This is a genomic window from Pseudomonas gozinkensis, assembly GCF_014863585.1.
GTDB classification, from domain to species: domain Bacteria; phylum Pseudomonadota; class Gammaproteobacteria; order Pseudomonadales; family Pseudomonadaceae; genus Aquipseudomonas; species Aquipseudomonas gozinkensis.
The window spans coordinates 5,335,757-5,352,605 of sequence record NZ_CP062253.1; the positions used below are offsets into that span (position 1 = coordinate 5,335,757).

Below are 16,849 nucleotides of genomic sequence, written 5' to 3' on the forward strand. Positions count from 1 at the left end.
CGCTAGCTCTCTGGCTGTCATTCGACGGCGGACGCTTCAATCTTGTCCAGGCGCGGCGCCTTGCCATTGCAACGACGCTGATCCTGACGCTGGGCCACTTCCTGCACCTCACGGCGAGTTACGAGGTCGGCCAAGCTGATACCGCTGAGAAATTCGTGAATCTGCAGGCTCAGGTCGCACCACAGGTGATGGGTCAGGCAGGTGTCACCGGAGTGGCAGTCGCCCTGGCCCTGGCATTTTGTTGCATCGACCGATTCGTTCACCGCATCGATCACCTGAGCGACCTGGATGCCCTGCATGTCGCGGGACAACTGGTAGCCACCGCCCGGACCGCGAACGCTGGAAACCAGGTTGCTGCGGCGCAGCTTGGCGAAAAGCTGTTCGAGATAGGACAGGGAGATGCCTTGGCGCTCGGAGATATCGGCCAGGGACACCGGCCCGTGTTGCGCGTGCAACGCCAGGTCAAGCATGGCGGTGACGGCGTATCGGCCTTTTGTAGTCAGTCGCATGGACAATTACCACGGAGTTCGGAATGGGCGGGAGTATGCAATTCCCGAGCATTTAAGTCAACTATAAGACCTAGTGCTTTAGTCGGGTTTACCCGCAAAAGAGCGCGCGAATGATAGCAGGGTCTGCGGCCTAATGGCACACCGGTCGGCAGCAGCCCTGCAAGTGCATCAGTGGAGCTTGGATTCGTCCTTGCCCTTGACGCAGGCGAAGTCCTCTTCACGCAGTTCGGGCAGATCTTTCGCACAATAATTGCTGCCCAGATCCTTCAGCGCGCCGCACATTCCCTCAAGACGCCCATCGACCGCTTGCAGGTGATCGAGCAACTGGCCGATGGCACGCGCCACAGGGTCGGGCATGTCTTCGCTGACGCCGTAGGCATCGAAGCCGATCTTCTCGGCCATCGCCTTGCGCTTGGCGTCGGCCTCATCATCGGACTTGACGATGATCCGGCCCGGAATCCCCACCACGGTGGCACCCGGAGGCACTTCTTTGGTGACCACGGCATTGGAACCGACCTTGGCGCCGGCACCCACAGTGAACGGACCAAGCACCTTCGCGCCAGCCCCCACCACAACGCCATCACCGAGCGTCGGGTGACGCTTGCCCTTGTTCCAGCTGGTACCACCCAGGGTCACGCCCTGATAGATCGTCACGTCGTCGCCGATTTCAGCGGTTTCGCCAATCACGATGCCCATACCGTGGTCGATGAAGAAGCGCCGACCGACCTTGGCACCCGGATGAATCTCGATCCCGGTCAGCCAGCGACCGAAGTTCGACACCAGCCGCGCCAGCCATTTCAGATCGTTGCGCCAGAGCATGCCGGCCAGTCGATGAATCCAGATTGCATGCATGCCGGGGTAGCAGGTCAGGACTTCAAAAGCGTTACGCGCCGCCGGATCTCGGTGGAATACGCTCTGGATATCTTCACGCAAACGCTCGAACATCATTAATCCTTCCGCTTAAGGAGCTCGCCACGGGCCGCTTTCTGGGTTTCCGTGAGGATGCCACGCAAAATATTCATTTCCGCCCGGCTGACCGAGCTGCGTCCGTACAACCGGCGCAGACGCGCCATCAAGTGCCGCGGCTTTTCCGGATCGAGGAATTCGATGGCCACCAGAGTCTGCTCCAGGTGCTCATAGAACCGCTCCAGCTCATCCATGGTCGCAAGCTCTGCGCTTTTCACGGAGGCCACTTCTTCCTTTTCGATCTTGGTCGGCTGGCCTTGTGCAGCCAGCCACGCCATGCGCACTTCATAACTCAACACCTGCACCGCCGCCCCAAGGTTCAGCGAACTGAATTCAGGATCGGAGGGGATGTGCACGTGATAGTGACATCGCTGCAACTCGTCATTGGTCAGGCCGGAATCTTCACGACCGAACACCAAAGCGATTTCCGCGCCCTGCCCTGCCTCCTCGACCACTTTGGTCCCGCACTCGCGCGGATCCAGCAGCGGCCAGGGAATGCGTCGGTCACGAGCACTGGTGCCGAGCACCAGATTGCAACCGACCAAGGCGTCTTCCAAGGTGGCGACGACTTGCGCGTTTTCAAGGATGTCACCGGCACCGGAAGCACGGGCATCGGCTTCGTGATGCGGAAAGACTCGCGGATCAACCAGCACGAGACGCGACAGGCCCATGTTTTTCATGGCGCGCGCGGTCCCGCCGATGTTTCCCGGATGGCTGGTATTGACCAGGACGACACGAATATTCTGCAGCACGGCGGGCGCTCTCGGACTCGGCAAAGGGGTGCAAATCTTACAGAACAGCCTACCGTTAAGCTATGAAAGCGAACAGCGACCTTCACCTGAAGAAAAGTTCTGATAGAATGCGCGGCTTTCTTTAACAACCTTAGGTGACACATCCATGCAGCCCATGCTGAATATCGCGCTGCGCGCCGCCCGCAGCGCCAGTGAACTGATCTTCCGCTCCATCGAGCGCCTGGATACCATCAAGGTCGACGAAAAAGACGCCAAGGATTACGTATCCGAGGTCGATCGCGCCGCCGAACAGAAAATCATCGACGCCCTGCGCAAGGCTTACCCGAATCACTCGATCATGGGTGAAGAGACCGGCCTGCACGCCGGTACCGGCATCGAAGGCGAAGAGTACCTGTGGATCATCGATCCGCTGGACGGCACCACCAACTTCCTGCGCGGCATTCCTCACTTCGCTGTCAGCATCGCCTGCAAATACCGTGGTCGCCTGGAACACGCCGTTGTTCTGGATCCGGTTCGCCAGGAAGAATTCACTGCCAGCCGTGGTCGCGGCGCTCAACTGAACGGTCGCCGCCTGCGTGTCAGCGGTCGTACCAGCCTGGACGGCGCTCTGCTCGGTACCGGCTTCCCGTTCCGTGACGACCAGATGGACAACCTCGACAACTACCTGGGCATGTTCCGCGCCCTGGTTGGCCAGACTGCCGGCATCCGCCGTGCTGGTTCGGCAAGCCTGGACCTGGCTTACGTGGCCGCAGGTCGTTTCGACGCATTCTGGGAGTCGGGCCTGTCCGAGTGGGACATGGCCGCTGGCGCCCTGCTGATTCAGGAAGCAGGCGGCCTGGTGAGTGACTTCACCGGCGGTCACGACTTCCTTGAAAAAGGCCACGTCGTTGCCGGCAACACCAAATGCTTCAAGGCAGTTCTGACGGCGATCCAGCCACACCTGCCGGCCTCGCTGAAGCGCTAAGCGTTTCGCAAAACCAAAAAAACACCCTTCGGGGTGTTTTTTTTATGGGCATGAAAAAGCACCCCGAAGGGTGCTTCTTATAAGCGATCAGCCAATCACTGGCCTGGCTGGTTCTGCGACAGGATCAACTTGCCTTCCTTGTCGACCGGGATCTGATTGCCCGGATCACGATCCATCCGCACCTTGCCTTCCTTGCCGTCCAGCGAATAACGAACGTCATAGCCCACGACCTTGTCGCTGATGTCATTCACCGTATTACAGCGAGTCTGAGTCGTGGTGTAGGTATCACGCTCCTGCATACCCTCCTGAACCTTGTTGCCGGCGTAACCACCACCGACCGCACCGGCCACCGTGGCAATCTTCTTGCCGGTGCCGCCGCCGATCTGGTTACCCAGCAGACCGCCCGCCAGCGCGCCGACCACGGTACCGGCGATCTGGTGTTGATCTTTCACCGGAGCCTGCCGGGTCACCGTCACATCCTTGCACACTTCACGTGGAGTCTTGATCTGTGTCTTGACCGGCTCAACAGCCAATACTTGCGCATACTCAGGGCCGCTTTTCACCAGGCTGTAGGTGGCTACAGCACCCCCGGCAGTTACACCGACAGCACCCAATACCGCACCAACCAGCAACGACTTGTTCACATGAACCTCCTGACCATCACATGCGGGAACGCGCCCGCGCTTCTCCCAGCCTTGGAGCAAAAAAAAAGACGCGAGTTCAACTCGCGTCTTTTTTGACTGACCGCCGGGAAAAAGATGGCCGTTATGGACGGTCGTCGACTTCCTTCTCGGTATTGGCCGGAGGAATCAGATCTTCAGTGCTCAGGTTCAGCCAGATCAGCACCACGTTCGCGATGTAGATCGACGAGTAGGTACCCGCCAGGACACCGATAAACAGGGCGATGGAGAAGCCGAACAGGTTATCGCCACCAAAGAACAGCAGCGCTGCGATCGCCAGCAAAGTGGAGATCGATGTCGCCATGGTCCGCAGCAAGGTCTGAGTCGTCGAGATGTTGATGTTCTCGATCAGCGAAGCTTTGCGCAGGACACGGAAGTTCTCACGCACCCGGTCGAATACGACGATGGTGTCGTTCAGCGAATAACCGATGATCGCCAGCACCGCCGCCAACACCGTCAGGTCGAAGGTGATCTGGAAAAACGACAGGATACCGATAGTCACGATCACGTCGTGGATCAGCGACACAATGGCGCCGACCGCGAACTTCCACTGAAAGCGGAAAGCCAGGTAGATCAGGATGCCGCCGAGCGCCAGCAGCATGCCGAGGCCGCCCTGGTCGCGCAGTTCTTCGCCGACCTGCGGGCCGACGAACTCGACACGCTTGACGGTAGCCGGGTTATCGCCGCCAACCTTTTGCAGTGCTTCTGCGACCTGATGACCCAGTTGCGGGTCTTCACCCGGCATACGCACCAGCAAATCAGTGGTTGCACCGAAGTTCTGCACGACGGCTTCGTGGTAACCCGAAGTCACCAGTTGCTCGCGCACCTTGGTGACGTCAGCCGGACGCTCGTAGGTCAGCTCGATGAGCGTACCACCGGTGAAGTCCAGCCCCCAGTTCATGCCCTTGTGGAACACACTGAAGATTGCCAGCAAGGTCAGAAATACTGTGACGCCGAACGCAAAGTTGCGGACGCCCATGAAGTTGATTGTACGTAACATGGCAGCCCCTTAAATCCACAACTTCTTGAAGTCACGTCCGCCAAAGATCAGGTTGACCATTGCGCGGGTCACCATGATGGCCGTGAACATCGAGGTAAAGATCCCGAGGGACATGGTTACTGCGAAGCCCTTCACCGGGCCGGTGCCCATGGCGAAGAGGATGCCGCCGACCAGCAAGGTGGTCAGGTTGGCGTCGAGAATCGCAGTGAATGCCCGGCCGAAGCCTTCGTTGATTGCACGCTGCACGGTCATGCCGGCGGCGATCTCTTCACGAATCCGCGAGAAGATCAGCACGTTGGCGTCGACCGCCATACCCATGGTCAACACGATACCGGCGATACCCGGCAGGGTCAGCGTGGCACCCAGCAGCGACATCAGCGCCAGCAGCAGCACCATGTTCACCGCCAGCGCGACGGTGGCGATGATGCCGAAGAAGCGATAGATGGCGATGATGAACAGCGAGACGAACAGCATGCCCCACAGCGATGCATCGATACCCTTGGTGATGTTGTCCGCACCCAGGCTCGGGCCGATGGTGCGCTCTTCAGCGAAGTACATCGGAGCAGCCAGACCACCGGCACGCAGCAGCAGCGCCAGCTCGGACGACTCGCCCTGGCCGTTCAGTCCGGTGATACGGAACTGCGCACCCAGCGGCGACTGAATGGTCGCCAGGCTGATGATTTTCTTCTCTTCCTTGAAAGTCTGCACCGCAACGTCTTTCTCGACGCCGTCGACCACTTGCTTGACGTAAGTCGTGACCGGGCGCTGTTCGATGAAGATCACCGCCATGCTGCGACCGACGTTACTGCGGGTCGCGCGGTTCATCAGATCGCCACCGTGGCCATCCAGACGGATGTTCACTTCAGGCGTACCGTGCTGCGAATCGAAACCGGCCTTGGCGTCAGTCACCTGGTCACCGGTGATGATCAGGCCACGCTCGATCTGGGCAGGAGGACGCTTGCCTTCGCGGAATTCGAAGGTTTCGGAAGTGGCTTTCGAAGCGCCCGGCTCTGCGGCCAGACGGAACTCCAGGTTGGCCGTCTTGCCGAGGATACGCTTGGCTTCGGCAGTGTCCTGCACGCCCGGCAGCTCAACCACGATACGGTTGGCGCCCTGACGCTGGACGATCGGTTCGGCAACACCCAGCTCGTTGACGCGGTTACGTACCGTGGTCAGGTTCTGCTTGATGGAGTATTCACGGATTTCCGCCAGCTTGGCCGGGGTCATCGCCAGACGCAGCACCGGTTGACCGTTGAGGTCGGCCGGAACAATGTCGAAATCGTTGAAATTCTTGCGGATCAGCGCGCGGGCCTGTTCGCGGGAATCAGCATCGCTGAAGCCCAGCTGAATGGCGCCATTGAGTTGCGGCAGGCTGCGATAGCGCAGTTTTTCTTTGCGCAACAGACTCTTGACGTCGCCCTCGTAGACTTTAAGGCGGGCGTCGAGGGCTTTGTCCATGTCCACTTCCAGCAGGAAGTGCACACCACCGGACAAGTCCAGACCCAGCTTCATCGGGTGCGCAGCCAGGTTGCGCAACCATTGCGGGGTGGTTTGTGCCAGGTTCAGCGCGACGACGTAGTCATCACCCAATGCCTTGCGGACAACGTCCTTGGCCGGCAGCTGATCTTCAGCCTTGGTCAGACGGATCAGACCGCCCTTGCCGTTCGCAGCCAGGCTCGAAGCCTTGACGTTGATCCCGGACTCCTTGAGCGCGGTACTCACGCGATCCAGATCGGCCTGATTGACCTGCAGGGCCGTGCTGGCGCCGCTGATCTGAATGGCCGGGTCATCGGGGTATAGATTCGGAGCGGAATAAATCAGACCGATCGCCAGCACCGCCAGGATCAGAATGTATTTCCACAGAGGATATTTGTTCAGCATCACGCCGCCCGTTATGAACGCGGGGCGCCTTGCGCGCCCCGTCGATTGAGTAGAAGTTGGAACCTTAGATCGCTTTCAGCGTGCCTTTTGGCAGCGTGGCGGCGATGGCGCCCTTCTGGAACTTCATTTCCACGGTGTCGGAAACTTCCAGAACCACGAAGTCATCGGCCACTTTGGTGATCTTGCCGGCGATGCCGCCGGTGGTGACCACTTCGTCGCCCTTCTGCAGGCTGCTCAGCAGGTTCTTCTGCTCTTTGGCGCGCTTGGCCTGTGGACGCCAGATCATCAGGTAGAAGATGACCAGGAAGCCGACCAGGAAAATCCACTCGAAGCCGCCGCCCATAGGCGCCGCAGCCGGTGCAGCCGCGTCAGCCATGGCATTAGAGATAAAAAAGCTCATTTAGCACTCCAGTTGCAAATGTTGAATCTTGGGGTCAGAAAACTCAGTCCAAAGACGGAACGGGAAGCCCGCGTTTGGCGTAGAAGGCATCGACAAAGGCGGCCAATGTACCCTGTTGAATAGCCTCGCGCAAACCAGCCATCAGCACCTGATAATGGCGCAAATTGTGGATGGTATTGAGCATGCTGCCGAGCATTTCGCCGCACTTGTCCAGATGATGCAGATAAGCGCGGGAGAAGTTCTGGCAGGTATAGCAATCGCAGGTCGGATCCAGAGGCGAATCATCATGGCGATGGAACGCGTTACGGATCTTCAGCACGCCTGTATCAATGAACAGATGCCCGTTGCGGGCATTACGGGTTGGCATCACGCAATCGAACATGTCCACACCGCGGCGCACACCCTCAACCAGATCTTCCGGTTTGCCAACGCCCATAAGGTAACGAGGTTTGTCAGCCGGCATCATGCCCGGCAGGTAATCCAGCACCTTGATCATTTCGTGCTTGGGCTCGCCTACCGACAGACCGCCAATGGCCAGGCCATCGAAGCCGATCTTGTCCAGGCCTTCCAGCGAGCGCATGCGCAGGTCCTGGTGCATGCCGCCCTGAACGATGCCGAACAGCGCCGCCGTGTTGTCGCCATGGGCATTCTTCGAACGCTGGGCCCAGCGCAGCGACAGCTCCATGGACACACGGGCGACGTCTTCGTCAGCCGGGTACGGCGTGCATTCGTCGAAGATCATCACGATGTCCGAGCCCAGATCGCGCTGGACCTGCATCGATTCTTCCGGGCCCATGAACACCTTCGAGCCGTCGACCGGGGAGGCGAAGGTCACGCCCTCCTCCTTGATCTTGCGCATGGCGCCGAGGCTGAACACCTGGAAACCGCCGGAGTCGGTCAGGATCGGGCCTTTCCACTGCATGAAATCGTGCAGGTCGCCGTGTTCCTTGATCACTTCGGTACCCGGGCGCAGCCACAGGTGGAAGGTGTTGCCCAGAATGATCTCCGCGCCGGTGGCGACGATGTCACGCGGCAACATGCCCTTGACCGTGCCGTAGGTGCCCACCGGCATGAAGGCCGGGGTCTCGACGGTGCCACGAGGGAAGGTCAGACGACCACGACGAGCCTTGCCATCGGTGGCAAGCAACTCGAAAGACATACGACAGGTGCGACTCATACTGTTTCCTCTGGGCCGCGCGGCGCGGGATTACGGGTGATGAACATCGCATCACCGTAGCTGAAAAAGCGGTATCCGTTGTCCACGGCGGCTTTGTATGCGGCCATGGTCTCGGGATAACCGGCGAACGCCGAGACCAGCATCAACAGCGTGGATTCGGGCAAATGGAAATTGGTGACCAGCGCATCGACCACATGGAACGGCCGGCCCGGGAAGATAAAAATGTCGGTGTCGCCGCTGAACGGCTTGAGCACGCCATCGCGGGCAGCGCTTTCCAGTGAGCGCACGCTGGTGGTGCCGACAGCGATGACTCGGCCGCCGCGCTCACGGCAAGCAGCGACTGCATCGACAACATCCTGACCGACTTCCAGCCACTCGCTGTGCATGTGGTGATCTTCGATCTTCTCGACGCGCACTGGCTGGAACGTACCCGCGCCGACGTGCAGCGTGACGAACGCGGTCTCGACGCCCTTGGCGGCGATCGCTTCCATCAGCGTCTGATCGAAATGCAGCCCGGCAGTCGGGGCCGCCACCGCGCCGAGCTTCTCGGCATACACGGTCTGATAACGCTCGCGATCCGAACCTTCGTCCGGGCGGTCTATATAAGGAGGCAACGGCATGTGCCCGACGCGATCAAGCAGCGGCAGCACTTCTTCGGCAAACCCCAGCTCGAACAACGCATCGTGACGCGCCAGCATCTCGGCTTCACCGCCGCCGTCGATCAGGATCTTCGAACCCGGTTTCGGCGACTTGCTGGAACGCACATGGGCCAGTACGCGGTGGGTATCGAGCACGCGTTCGATGAGGATTTCCAGCTTGCCGCCGGACTCCTTCTGCCCGAACAGGCGCGCCGGAATCACCCGGGTATTGTTGAACACCATCAGATCGCCCGGCCGCAAATGCTCCAGCAGATCAGTGAATTGACGGTGTGCCAGGGCGCCGCTGACCCCATCCAGGGTCAACAGGCGACTACCGCGACGCTCGGCCAAAGGATGGCGGGCAATCAGCGAATCAGGAAGCTCGAAGGTAAAGTCAGCAACGCGCATGATGGGGTTCGTCTAGCAGGGCCGGAAAGTCTAGCGGAAATATCGAAAATTGACCATGAAACGTGATTGACCAACGGTAGGCACCTCTCTATACTTCGCCGCCATTGAGCCCTGATGGCGGAATTGGTAGACGCGGCGGATTCAAAATCCGTTTTCGAAAGGAGTGGGAGTTCGAGTCTCCCTCGGGGCACCACATAGCAGTATCTGAGAGTCTCTACCAGCCTCTCAGACCCAGAGAAACCGGCCACTTGGCCGGTTTTTTTGTGCCTGTCTGTTTATCCCTGTCTCCCCTTATCCGTTGTATCCCTGTATCCCTGCTTGTATCCTGAGAAAAATACCGAACTTTGGGATACAAGGATGAAGCGCGCAGACATCAAGCGCCGCCCTCTCGCTGATACGACACTTGCGGGATTGGAGTCGGAATTAAAGGAATACCGAGAGCTGGACGGAAACGGCCTCTACTTCAGGGTAAAACCTGATGGTGGTAAATCCTGGCAGCTCCGCTACAAACGTCCGGCGGGCAATTGGGCTTGGATGGGGCTGGGGGGTTACCCAGAAGTAAGCGGTGCGTTGGCACGGGACAAAGCTGCTGAACTTCGCAAGGTCGTGAGCAGCGGGGCCGATCCTCTCGAACAAAAACGCTCTGCCAAAGCGGCAATTGATGCTGCCAAGACTCGCACCTTCCGAGCGGCTGCTGAAGCTTGGCTCAAGGCCAAGGAAGAAAAGGGACTCGCGCCTTCCACCCTTAACAAAATCCGCACTTATCTCGACAAAGACATACTCCCGGCGCTGGGAGATAAGCCCTTGGACGAAATCACTCGTACTGACTGTGCGGATCTCCAAGCATCACTTGAAGCCCGGGACGCACACAACGTGGCGGAAAAGTGCCGCACGTGGATCAATCAGATATTCGGACGAGCCATCGGCTTAGGCCTCACGGAAAACGATCCTGGCAGTCGCCTCCGAGATATTGCAGCTCAAGCCCCAAAGACTCAGCAGCATCCTCATTTGCTGGAGCCAGAGTTGGCAGAGTTCCTCCAAGCACTCAAAAACACCCCCAGCAGGCTGACGGCCCGAACTGCTGCATGGCTCTGCATCTGGACCGCGTCCAGACCGGGCATGGTTCGATTAGCTGAATGGAAAGAGTTTGACCTGGATAAAGAGATATGGACGACGCCTGCCGCCAAGATGAAGATGCGCCGAGACTTTGTGTGTCCACTCCCTAAGCAAGCGCTTTCCGCTCTCAAAGAACTTCATTGCCTCACAGGTCGTAGTCGCTGGCTGTTCCCTGGGGTGGGCGCTAAGAACCCAACGATTAGCGAAAACACCATCAACAAGGTCTTCGCGACAGTTGGTTACAAGGGTCGATTGGTTGGTCATGGTACTCGTCACACCGCCAGCACTCTGCTCAGGGAACACGGCTGGCCGAAAGAGCACGTCGAAGCGCAGCTTGCTCACAAAGAAGAGGGAATATCGGGGGTCTACAACAAGGCTCAATACCTTGAGCATCGAGTAAAGATGATGCAGTGGTATGCAGATCACCTTGATGCGTTAGCAAGCGAAAAGGTAATCAAGGGACAATTTGGAAAAGCGGTATGAATGCACTTATCCATACCACCTTCAAAATCCGTGTTACAGGTGTAACTCGTGTAACGATGCCGGCCAAACGCCCGGATTCATTGACTTTCAATCCCGTTACACTCTTGCACGACCTTCCGTACATGCGATGTAACGCACGCCGTTCGTGTAACACCAGAATAAGCCCCTCGCATGCTGCGGGACAAATTTCTCCAAGCTGGGCCAGAGTGCAAATATCGCTGGAAACGCATCCAACTCGCAGGGCAAGGGATAGAGCGTTACACGTAGAGAACCATGGGCGTGATTGAAACTCATCCAATTTTGCACACGGCGCTAACCGCCGGCCTGCTTCAATATCTCTCCGGTCAACCGCTCTATGAGCTCTGCAAAGAACAGATCACTGATCTTTGCGAGCTAATCAATCAATGCTGCGTACGCATCCAGAACGGCGACATCAGCAGCGATATGAGCAGCATGTGCATACAGACAACGATGCATGAAGAGGCCATTTTTCAGTACGCCTCAACCGACAAAAAAAATCGTCTTGCACATTGGGTTCGCCAATACAGCAGCTGCCCTTCAGCTTCGGAGCGCGATGCATATGCAGCCTACGTCATGGCCTGTGCAGTAAAAGCGCTAAGCGCATTAGCTGACTGGATGCGCTCTACGGAAGACGAGGCATGGTCACATGTTGCTGAACCTCCAACGGATTGTCCGTGGGATATTTATTGTCTCGTCGTAGAGGGACAGGTCGATCCCATTGAACGCATTCAGGCACTAGAACAATACGTGCTGTTTCTGGAGCCAATAACAACCCTACCCTGCTTGATCAGTGACGAACTGACCCCAATCGCTTACAGGGCAATCGAGAACGCTATCCGCACCAAGGGCGGCATCATCAGCGGAATGGAGCGTAACGAAGAAATCGGCGCACGGGATACAGCAATCATTAGGCAAGGTCGACACTACGTGTCTAGCGGAATGTCACGGCGAAACGTGACCACGGCGGTTCACGCCTGGCTGGAACGGGAGGTGTCCAAACCGCTCAAACAGCGCGCTGAGTGGGTGACAATGGAAACCGAAAAAGCGCTAACCCGCAAAAGCGTGGAGGGAATCCTCAAGCGCAATTTTGTTGTGTGACCGATATTTCAATGTCATTTCAAATGGAAGTGAACTGCTCACCGCCGACCAATTTCTAGACCATTGCTCTCGTTGTCCAAATCAATCGAGAGCAATACCTATGAACACCTCTGTTACCGATTTTCCCCGCAAGACTCCCGTCAACGCCACCTCACTTTTTGATGCCACTTCAACTTTGATCCGCATGCGGGAGGTGGAAGGCATTGTGGGGATGAAGCGTTCGACCATCTACAAACTGATGCAGCGCACCGACTGCGGCTTTCCGCAGCCCGTCAAGCTGAGCAACAGCAACGCACGCGGCGCCCCTGTCGCCTGGGTCCTATCCGAAGTTCAAGCGTGGGCGCGCAGCCGCATCGAGGCACGCGATCAGGTGGCTGCATGAGCCACAAGACTGCAAACAACGCTTTGATGCATCCCTTTTCCGTGTTGCGTCGGATCGGTTTCTCGACTCGCGTCATGCAGCGCCTTGAACGCTACCGCAGCCAGCAGGACAAGCAAGGTCGCGTTGTCAGCGTGCTCAGCTGGGCCGACGGCACCTGGTGCGCCCTCTCCCTTCACTGCGAAAAGACCGGGGCCGTGGTCGTCGACGAAGGCCAGCAGGTCGACGCCTACGAAGATGCCCGCTCCATGCTCAGCGGCGGATTCCTGCCCCTTCTCTCCCTGCGCTGGGAAGCCCATGCCTGAAACAAAAACGCCTCCGGGGGCGATCCGGAGGCGTTGAGGTCAATCTACATGCACGAACAATTTATGCCGCACCTGAAAAAACCGCAAGCCATCAGCGCAGTTGCACTTTCGAAAAACGGACGTTACTCTCTGGCCATCGCTGCAAATTCAGCGATTGGGCTTGGCGGCCCAAACTGTACAAGGCGCAACAGCGCCCCCATTACGATTGCAGGCGCTTTTTTTGTGCCCGCTTTCCCGTGTTATGGCGGGTTGCGTAGGAGCACCCTCGGGTGCGCCGGTCTCCTTGTACGCCGGTCCGCCAATCCTGCGCAATCCGTCACCCTAATCTGCTTGGCGGCAGACGGTGGCGGTTCCTCAGTACAAGGAGCCTTCACAAATGCAACACGCCCTCAATCCGTCCAAAATTCGCGCCGCTGCACACCGTGCAATGGCTCTCGCCGCTTTACACGCCAACTCAAGCCTCGCTACACGCCTCTCCCGCTACAACGCTCACATGGCCAAAGCCCGCGCGCTCGAAACCGCAGGCGGTGCCCAATGAACAACGCCCTGAGTTTTGCCCTGCCCGAAGATCTGCTCTGCGTGAATCCGAGCGCAGAAGCCGGTGTGCCCATCGACGCCATCACCTGCGCGATTGACCGTGCTGACTCGGTGCTGACGCTGCTGGAGGATCACTTCGAAAACGAATCCTCACGCCTCGCCAATCACGTCATCGCCGCCGTCCTCTGGGACGTGCGCGGCACCCTCGGGTTGATCAAAACGCTGGCCATGCACGGTGACAACACTTCGGCCCCTGCGGTGCAGAAAGGCGGTGCGCTATGAGCATTTCCACCACACCGGGCCACGCTACCTTTTCTCGCGTTAATGCCACCGACCTGAAGCTATTTCGGGTGAATGCCGGAGTACCCGTTGAAGACGCGCTGGAGATGGTGTCGTTGCTGCAGCATCACGCGAACCAGCTCAGTTTCGACGCGGCCATGAGTGACCACGGCGAGCGTTTCAGTTGGCCCGCCCTCTACCTTGGCGAGATGGCCAAAGCGCTGATCGACGACATCAACGACGCGCTGTTTCTGCCGAGGGCTGACACATGAGCCAACGCCCGAACAGCACCGCGAAACGTCCAAGCTTCGCCGACGTGAAAGCCGCCGCGTTCAAAGACATTGATCGTGTCTTGTCGCACTGGCTGCCCAACGGCAAGCGCGTGGATGGCGGCAAGGAATACACCGCTCCAAATCCGACCCGCAGCGACAAGCGCGCAGGTTCGCTCAAGGTCAACTTGAGCAAGGGCACCTGGGCAGATTTTGCCACCGGCGACAAAGGCGGCGACCTGATCGATCTGGTGCGCTATCTGGACGACGGCACCGACGTCGAGGCTTGCAACAAACTGGCCGACTGGCTGAACGTTGCGCCGGGCGCCGCCAAGACAATGGCAGCACCGACCAAGCCCAAGGCGTCGACATGGAACGCCATCCAGCCGATCCCGACCGAGGCCATGAACAAGTGCCCGGCCAAGCACCGTGATCATGGTGTGCCGTCCAAGGTCTGGATCTATCGCGATGCGCAGGGTCAGCCGCTCATGGCGCTGTATCGCTTCGACCTCGGCCCCGATGAAGACGGCAAGCCGAAGAAGGTCTTTGCGCCTCTGACATGGTGTCAGCGCTCCGATGGTCAAACCACACAATGGCGCTGGCAGGGTCTGCCGGATCCGCGTCCACTGCTGCGCCTTGATGAGCTGGCCCAGCGCGCTTACACGCCGGTGGTTTTGTGCGAAGGCGAGAAAGCCGCCGACGCTGCCAACGAACTACTGCCGAACTACGTGGCCACCTGCTGGCCGAACGGCTCCAACTCCTGGCACAAAGCCGACCTGACGCCGCTCAAGGGACGCGACGTGGTGTTGTGGCCGGACAACGACGACAGCGGTAAAGCCTGCATGGCCACCGTTGCCGAAAAGCTGCGCGAAATCGGCGCGGCCTCGGTCCGGGTCATTGCGCTGGAGGTGTTCAAACGAAAGCCGACGCTGAAGAACGACCGCGCCGCGTTCGCCAAAGGTGGTCAATGGGATGACGGCGACGATGCCGCCGATGCGCTCGGCAAAGGCTGGACCGCTGCGCATTTTTCCGAGCTGGAAAGCAGCGGCGAGCTGTTCGGCGTGATCGAAGAAAAACCGGTAGTTGCCCCGGTAGAACCCACGCCGGAACCGGAACCGGACGCGAAACCCAAAGCAGCAGCCAAGCGCCCGGCAAAATCGAAAAACGACCTGATGCCGGGAGGCTTTCGCCTGACGCCCGAGGGAGTGTTCTACGCAGGCGACGACGGTGAAGCACGCCCGGTGTGTTCGCCACTGGCAATCCTTGCGCGTACCCGTGACGAGAAGGGCCACAACTGGGGTTTGCTGGTCGAGTTCGACGATCCCGACGGCACCAAGAAACGCTGGAACATCCCGGCACGCACCATGACCGGCGACTTCGGCAAGGACGTGCTCGGCCCGTTGGTGGACATGGGGTTGCGTCTGGCCGGCAGCCGCTCGGGGCGCAACGCTCGCAACGATTTGCAAAGTTACCTGGGCGGCTTCGACAGCGCGCAACGAGCGCGACTGGTCACCCGCTTGGGCTGGCATGACAGCGCCTTTCTGTTGCCCGAGCAGCAGGTCGGCATGCACGTGGAACACCTGCACTTCTACGAGGCCGGCGCGCAACTTCCGCCGATCAGCGAAGCGGGCACGTTGGAACAGTGGCAACAGCAGATCGGCGCGCTGTGCATCGGCAACCATCGTTTGGCGTTTGTCGTCGGCGTGGCCTTCGCCGGCCCCCTGCTGCACATGCTTGGCCACGAATCGGGCGGCTTTCACCTTTACGGCGACAGCTCCGGCGGCAAGACCACGCACCTGCAGGTTGCCGCCTCAATCTACGGCGGGCCGCGTCTGGTGCGCTCGTGGCGCTCGACCGACAACGCGCTGGAGTCGATCGCTGCCGCTCACTCCGACGGGCTTCTGGTGCTCGATGAAATCGGCATGTGTGATGCCCGCATCATCGGCGAGACGGTGTACATGCTCGGCAACGGCACCGGCAAGGCCCGCGCCAATGATCGAGGCCAAGCCGGCCGGCAGGTGCAGGAATGGCGCCTGCTGTTTCTCTCCACCGGTGAAAAGACCTTGGCCCAACACATGGCCGAAGCCAACAAGGAACTGAAAGCCGGTATGGAGGTGAGGATGCTCGCCGTCCCGGCCGATGCCAGCAAAGGCCTTGGTATGTTCGACACGCTCAATGGTTTCGAGGATGCCGCCGCCCTATCCGACGCACTCAAGGCCCGTGTGGCGAACTACTACGGCACGCCGCTGACCGCGTTCTTGACCGCGCTGTGTGAACCCGGCAAGCGCCACGGCTGGGCGGCAATCCTGCGCCGCACGCTGGAAGGCTTTATAGCCAAAGCGCTCCCCGCCTCTGCCAGTGGACAAGCACACCGTGCTGCGGCGCGCTTCGGTCTCGCGGCGGCCGCTGGCGAGCTAGCCACCGCGATGGGCATTACCGGTTGGCCGGACGGCACGGCCACCACTGCCGCTCGGGTGTGCTTGAACGCATGGCTCCATGAGCGTGGCGGCGCCGGTAACTTCGAGGGCGATGCGATCTTGGCGCGGCTGCGCCAGGTCATCGAGCGTTTTGGTGAAAGCCGCTTCACCCGATGGGAATCGGCGGCAGCGAAGATCGACGAACACGGCCCACGCACCATCGACCGCCTCGGCTTTCGCAAGACGCTGGAACACGGCATGGGCGACACCATGCACACCACCAACACCTATTACGTGCTGACCGAGGCGTGGCGCTCGGAGATCTTCCGAGGCATGAACCTCACGGCGGTAAACAAGGAGCTACTGCAGCGCGGTGTGCTGGAACCGAGCAGCGACGGTAAGGCGTCGAGCTTGGTGCGTCTGCCCGGGCTGGGCCAGCAGCGCTGCTACATCGTGAAAGTGATTCCGGGAACGGATGACGGCGAGGCACGGGCTGCCTGAGGGCAACTCTGCTGATCGAGGTAACGCCGGCTCATTCCCGGCCTCGCCAGCCGAATCACTCAAATCAAA

At 59.4% G+C, this 16,849-nt stretch carries 17 protein-coding genes and 1 tRNA gene; 9 read left to right on the top strand and 9 right to left on the bottom strand.

What is annotated here, in order from left to right:
- Positions 1–17 precede the first annotated feature (17 nt).
- The 3 genes from iscR to trmJ form a co-directional block, all read right to left on the bottom strand.
- Entirely contained in the window at positions 18–509 is a 492-nt protein-coding gene (iscR, locus tag IHQ43_RS23655; RefSeq protein ID WP_007956690.1) for a Fe-S cluster assembly transcriptional regulator IscR, read from the bottom strand.
- 168 nt (positions 510–677) lie between these two features.
- Positions 678–1,454 (bottom strand): serine O-acetyltransferase, encoded by a 777-nt coding sequence (gene cysE, locus IHQ43_RS23660; protein ID WP_007956691.1) that lies wholly within the window; start codon positions 1,452–1,454, stop codon positions 678–680.
- 2 nt (positions 1,455–1,456) lie between these two features.
- Entirely contained in the window at positions 1,457–2,227 is a 771-nt protein-coding gene (trmJ, locus tag IHQ43_RS23665; protein WP_007956692.1) for a tRNA (cytosine(32)/uridine(32)-2'-O)-methyltransferase TrmJ, read from the bottom strand.
- Between the two features lie 145 nt (positions 2,228–2,372).
- On the opposite strand from trmJ, the gene suhB reads away from it, so the two are divergent.
- Positions 2,373–3,191 (top strand): type III secretion system regulator SuhB, encoded by an 819-nt coding sequence (gene suhB, locus IHQ43_RS23670; protein WP_007941397.1) that lies wholly within the window; start codon positions 2,373–2,375, stop codon positions 3,189–3,191.
- Positions 3,192–3,286: 95 nt separating this feature from the next.
- Here the strand turns inward: suhB and IHQ43_RS23675 are convergent, their stop codons facing one another.
- The 6 genes from IHQ43_RS23675 to queA form a co-directional block, all read right to left on the bottom strand.
- Positions 3,287–3,835, bottom strand: coding sequence for a glycine zipper 2TM domain-containing protein (locus IHQ43_RS23675; protein ID WP_011335818.1), 549 nt, complete (start codon positions 3,833–3,835; stop codon positions 3,287–3,289).
- Between the two features lie 121 nt (positions 3,836–3,956).
- Positions 3,957–4,871: a protein translocase subunit SecF gene (gene secF, locus IHQ43_RS23680; RefSeq protein ID WP_064383915.1), complete on the bottom strand. Its 915-nt coding sequence runs from the start codon at positions 4,869–4,871 to the stop codon at positions 3,957–3,959.
- Between the two features lie 9 nt (positions 4,872–4,880).
- Positions 4,881–6,752 carry a protein translocase subunit SecD gene (secD, locus tag IHQ43_RS23685; RefSeq protein ID WP_192562309.1) on the bottom strand — a complete coding sequence of 624 codons (1,872 nt, stop codon included), beginning with the start codon at positions 6,750–6,752 and terminating at the stop codon, positions 4,881–4,883.
- Between the two features lie 64 nt (positions 6,753–6,816).
- Complete coding sequence (gene yajC / locus IHQ43_RS23690) at positions 6,817–7,152, bottom strand: preprotein translocase subunit YajC (RefSeq protein WP_007956696.1); 336 nt, start codon at positions 7,150–7,152, stop codon at positions 6,817–6,819.
- Between the two features lie 43 nt (positions 7,153–7,195).
- The gene (gene tgt, locus IHQ43_RS23695) at positions 7,196–8,311 is read right to left on the bottom strand and encodes a tRNA guanosine(34) transglycosylase Tgt (protein WP_192565050.1); all 1,116 of its coding nucleotides are present in this window, start codon (positions 8,309–8,311) and stop codon (positions 7,196–7,198) included.
- Positions 8,312–8,325: 14 nt separating this feature from the next.
- Positions 8,326–9,375, bottom strand: coding sequence for a tRNA preQ1(34) S-adenosylmethionine ribosyltransferase-isomerase QueA (gene queA / locus IHQ43_RS23700; RefSeq protein ID WP_192562310.1), 1,050 nt, complete (start codon positions 9,373–9,375; stop codon positions 8,326–8,328).
- Positions 9,376–9,483: 108 nt separating this feature from the next.
- Here queA and IHQ43_RS23705 point away from each other — a divergent pair.
- The 8 genes from IHQ43_RS23705 (at position 9,484) to IHQ43_RS23740 (ending at position 16,780) form a co-directional block, all read left to right on the top strand.
- Positions 9,484–9,568 (top strand) — tRNA-Leu (locus IHQ43_RS23705).
- Positions 9,569–9,732: 164 nt separating this feature from the next.
- Positions 9,733–10,974 carry a tyrosine-type recombinase/integrase gene (locus IHQ43_RS23710; protein ID WP_192562311.1) on the top strand — a complete coding sequence of 414 codons (1,242 nt, stop codon included), beginning with the start codon at positions 9,733–9,735 and terminating at the stop codon, positions 10,972–10,974.
- A 273-nt stretch (positions 10,975–11,247) separates the two neighbouring features.
- Positions 11,248–12,093, top strand: a complete 846-nt coding sequence (locus tag IHQ43_RS29620; protein ID WP_244142224.1) for a hypothetical protein — start codon at positions 11,248–11,250, stop codon at positions 12,091–12,093.
- 100 nt (positions 12,094–12,193) lie between these two features.
- On the top strand, positions 12,194–12,475 hold the full coding sequence (locus IHQ43_RS23720; RefSeq protein WP_169431792.1) for a helix-turn-helix transcriptional regulator: 282 nt from the start codon (positions 12,194–12,196) through the stop codon (positions 12,473–12,475).
- A complete protein-coding gene (locus tag IHQ43_RS23725) occupies positions 12,472–12,777 on the top strand; it encodes a hypothetical protein (RefSeq protein WP_085606852.1) in 306 nt (101 codons plus the stop codon). Before IHQ43_RS23720 ends, IHQ43_RS23725 begins: the two co-directional genes overlap by 4 nt.
- Positions 12,778–13,311: 534 nt before the next feature.
- Positions 13,312–13,596 carry a hypothetical protein gene (locus IHQ43_RS23730; RefSeq protein WP_192562312.1) on the top strand — a complete coding sequence of 95 codons (285 nt, stop codon included), beginning with the start codon at positions 13,312–13,314 and terminating at the stop codon, positions 13,594–13,596.
- Entirely contained in the window at positions 13,593–13,865 is a 273-nt protein-coding gene (locus IHQ43_RS23735) for a DUF3077 domain-containing protein (protein ID WP_085641054.1), read from the top strand. Before IHQ43_RS23730 ends, IHQ43_RS23735 begins: the two co-directional genes overlap by 4 nt.
- A complete protein-coding gene (locus IHQ43_RS23740) occupies positions 13,862–16,780 on the top strand; it encodes a DUF927 domain-containing protein (RefSeq protein WP_192562313.1) in 2,919 nt (972 codons plus the stop codon). The genes IHQ43_RS23735 and IHQ43_RS23740 overlap by 4 nt, the downstream gene beginning before the upstream one ends.
- The last annotated feature ends 69 nt before the right edge of the window (positions 16,781–16,849 follow it).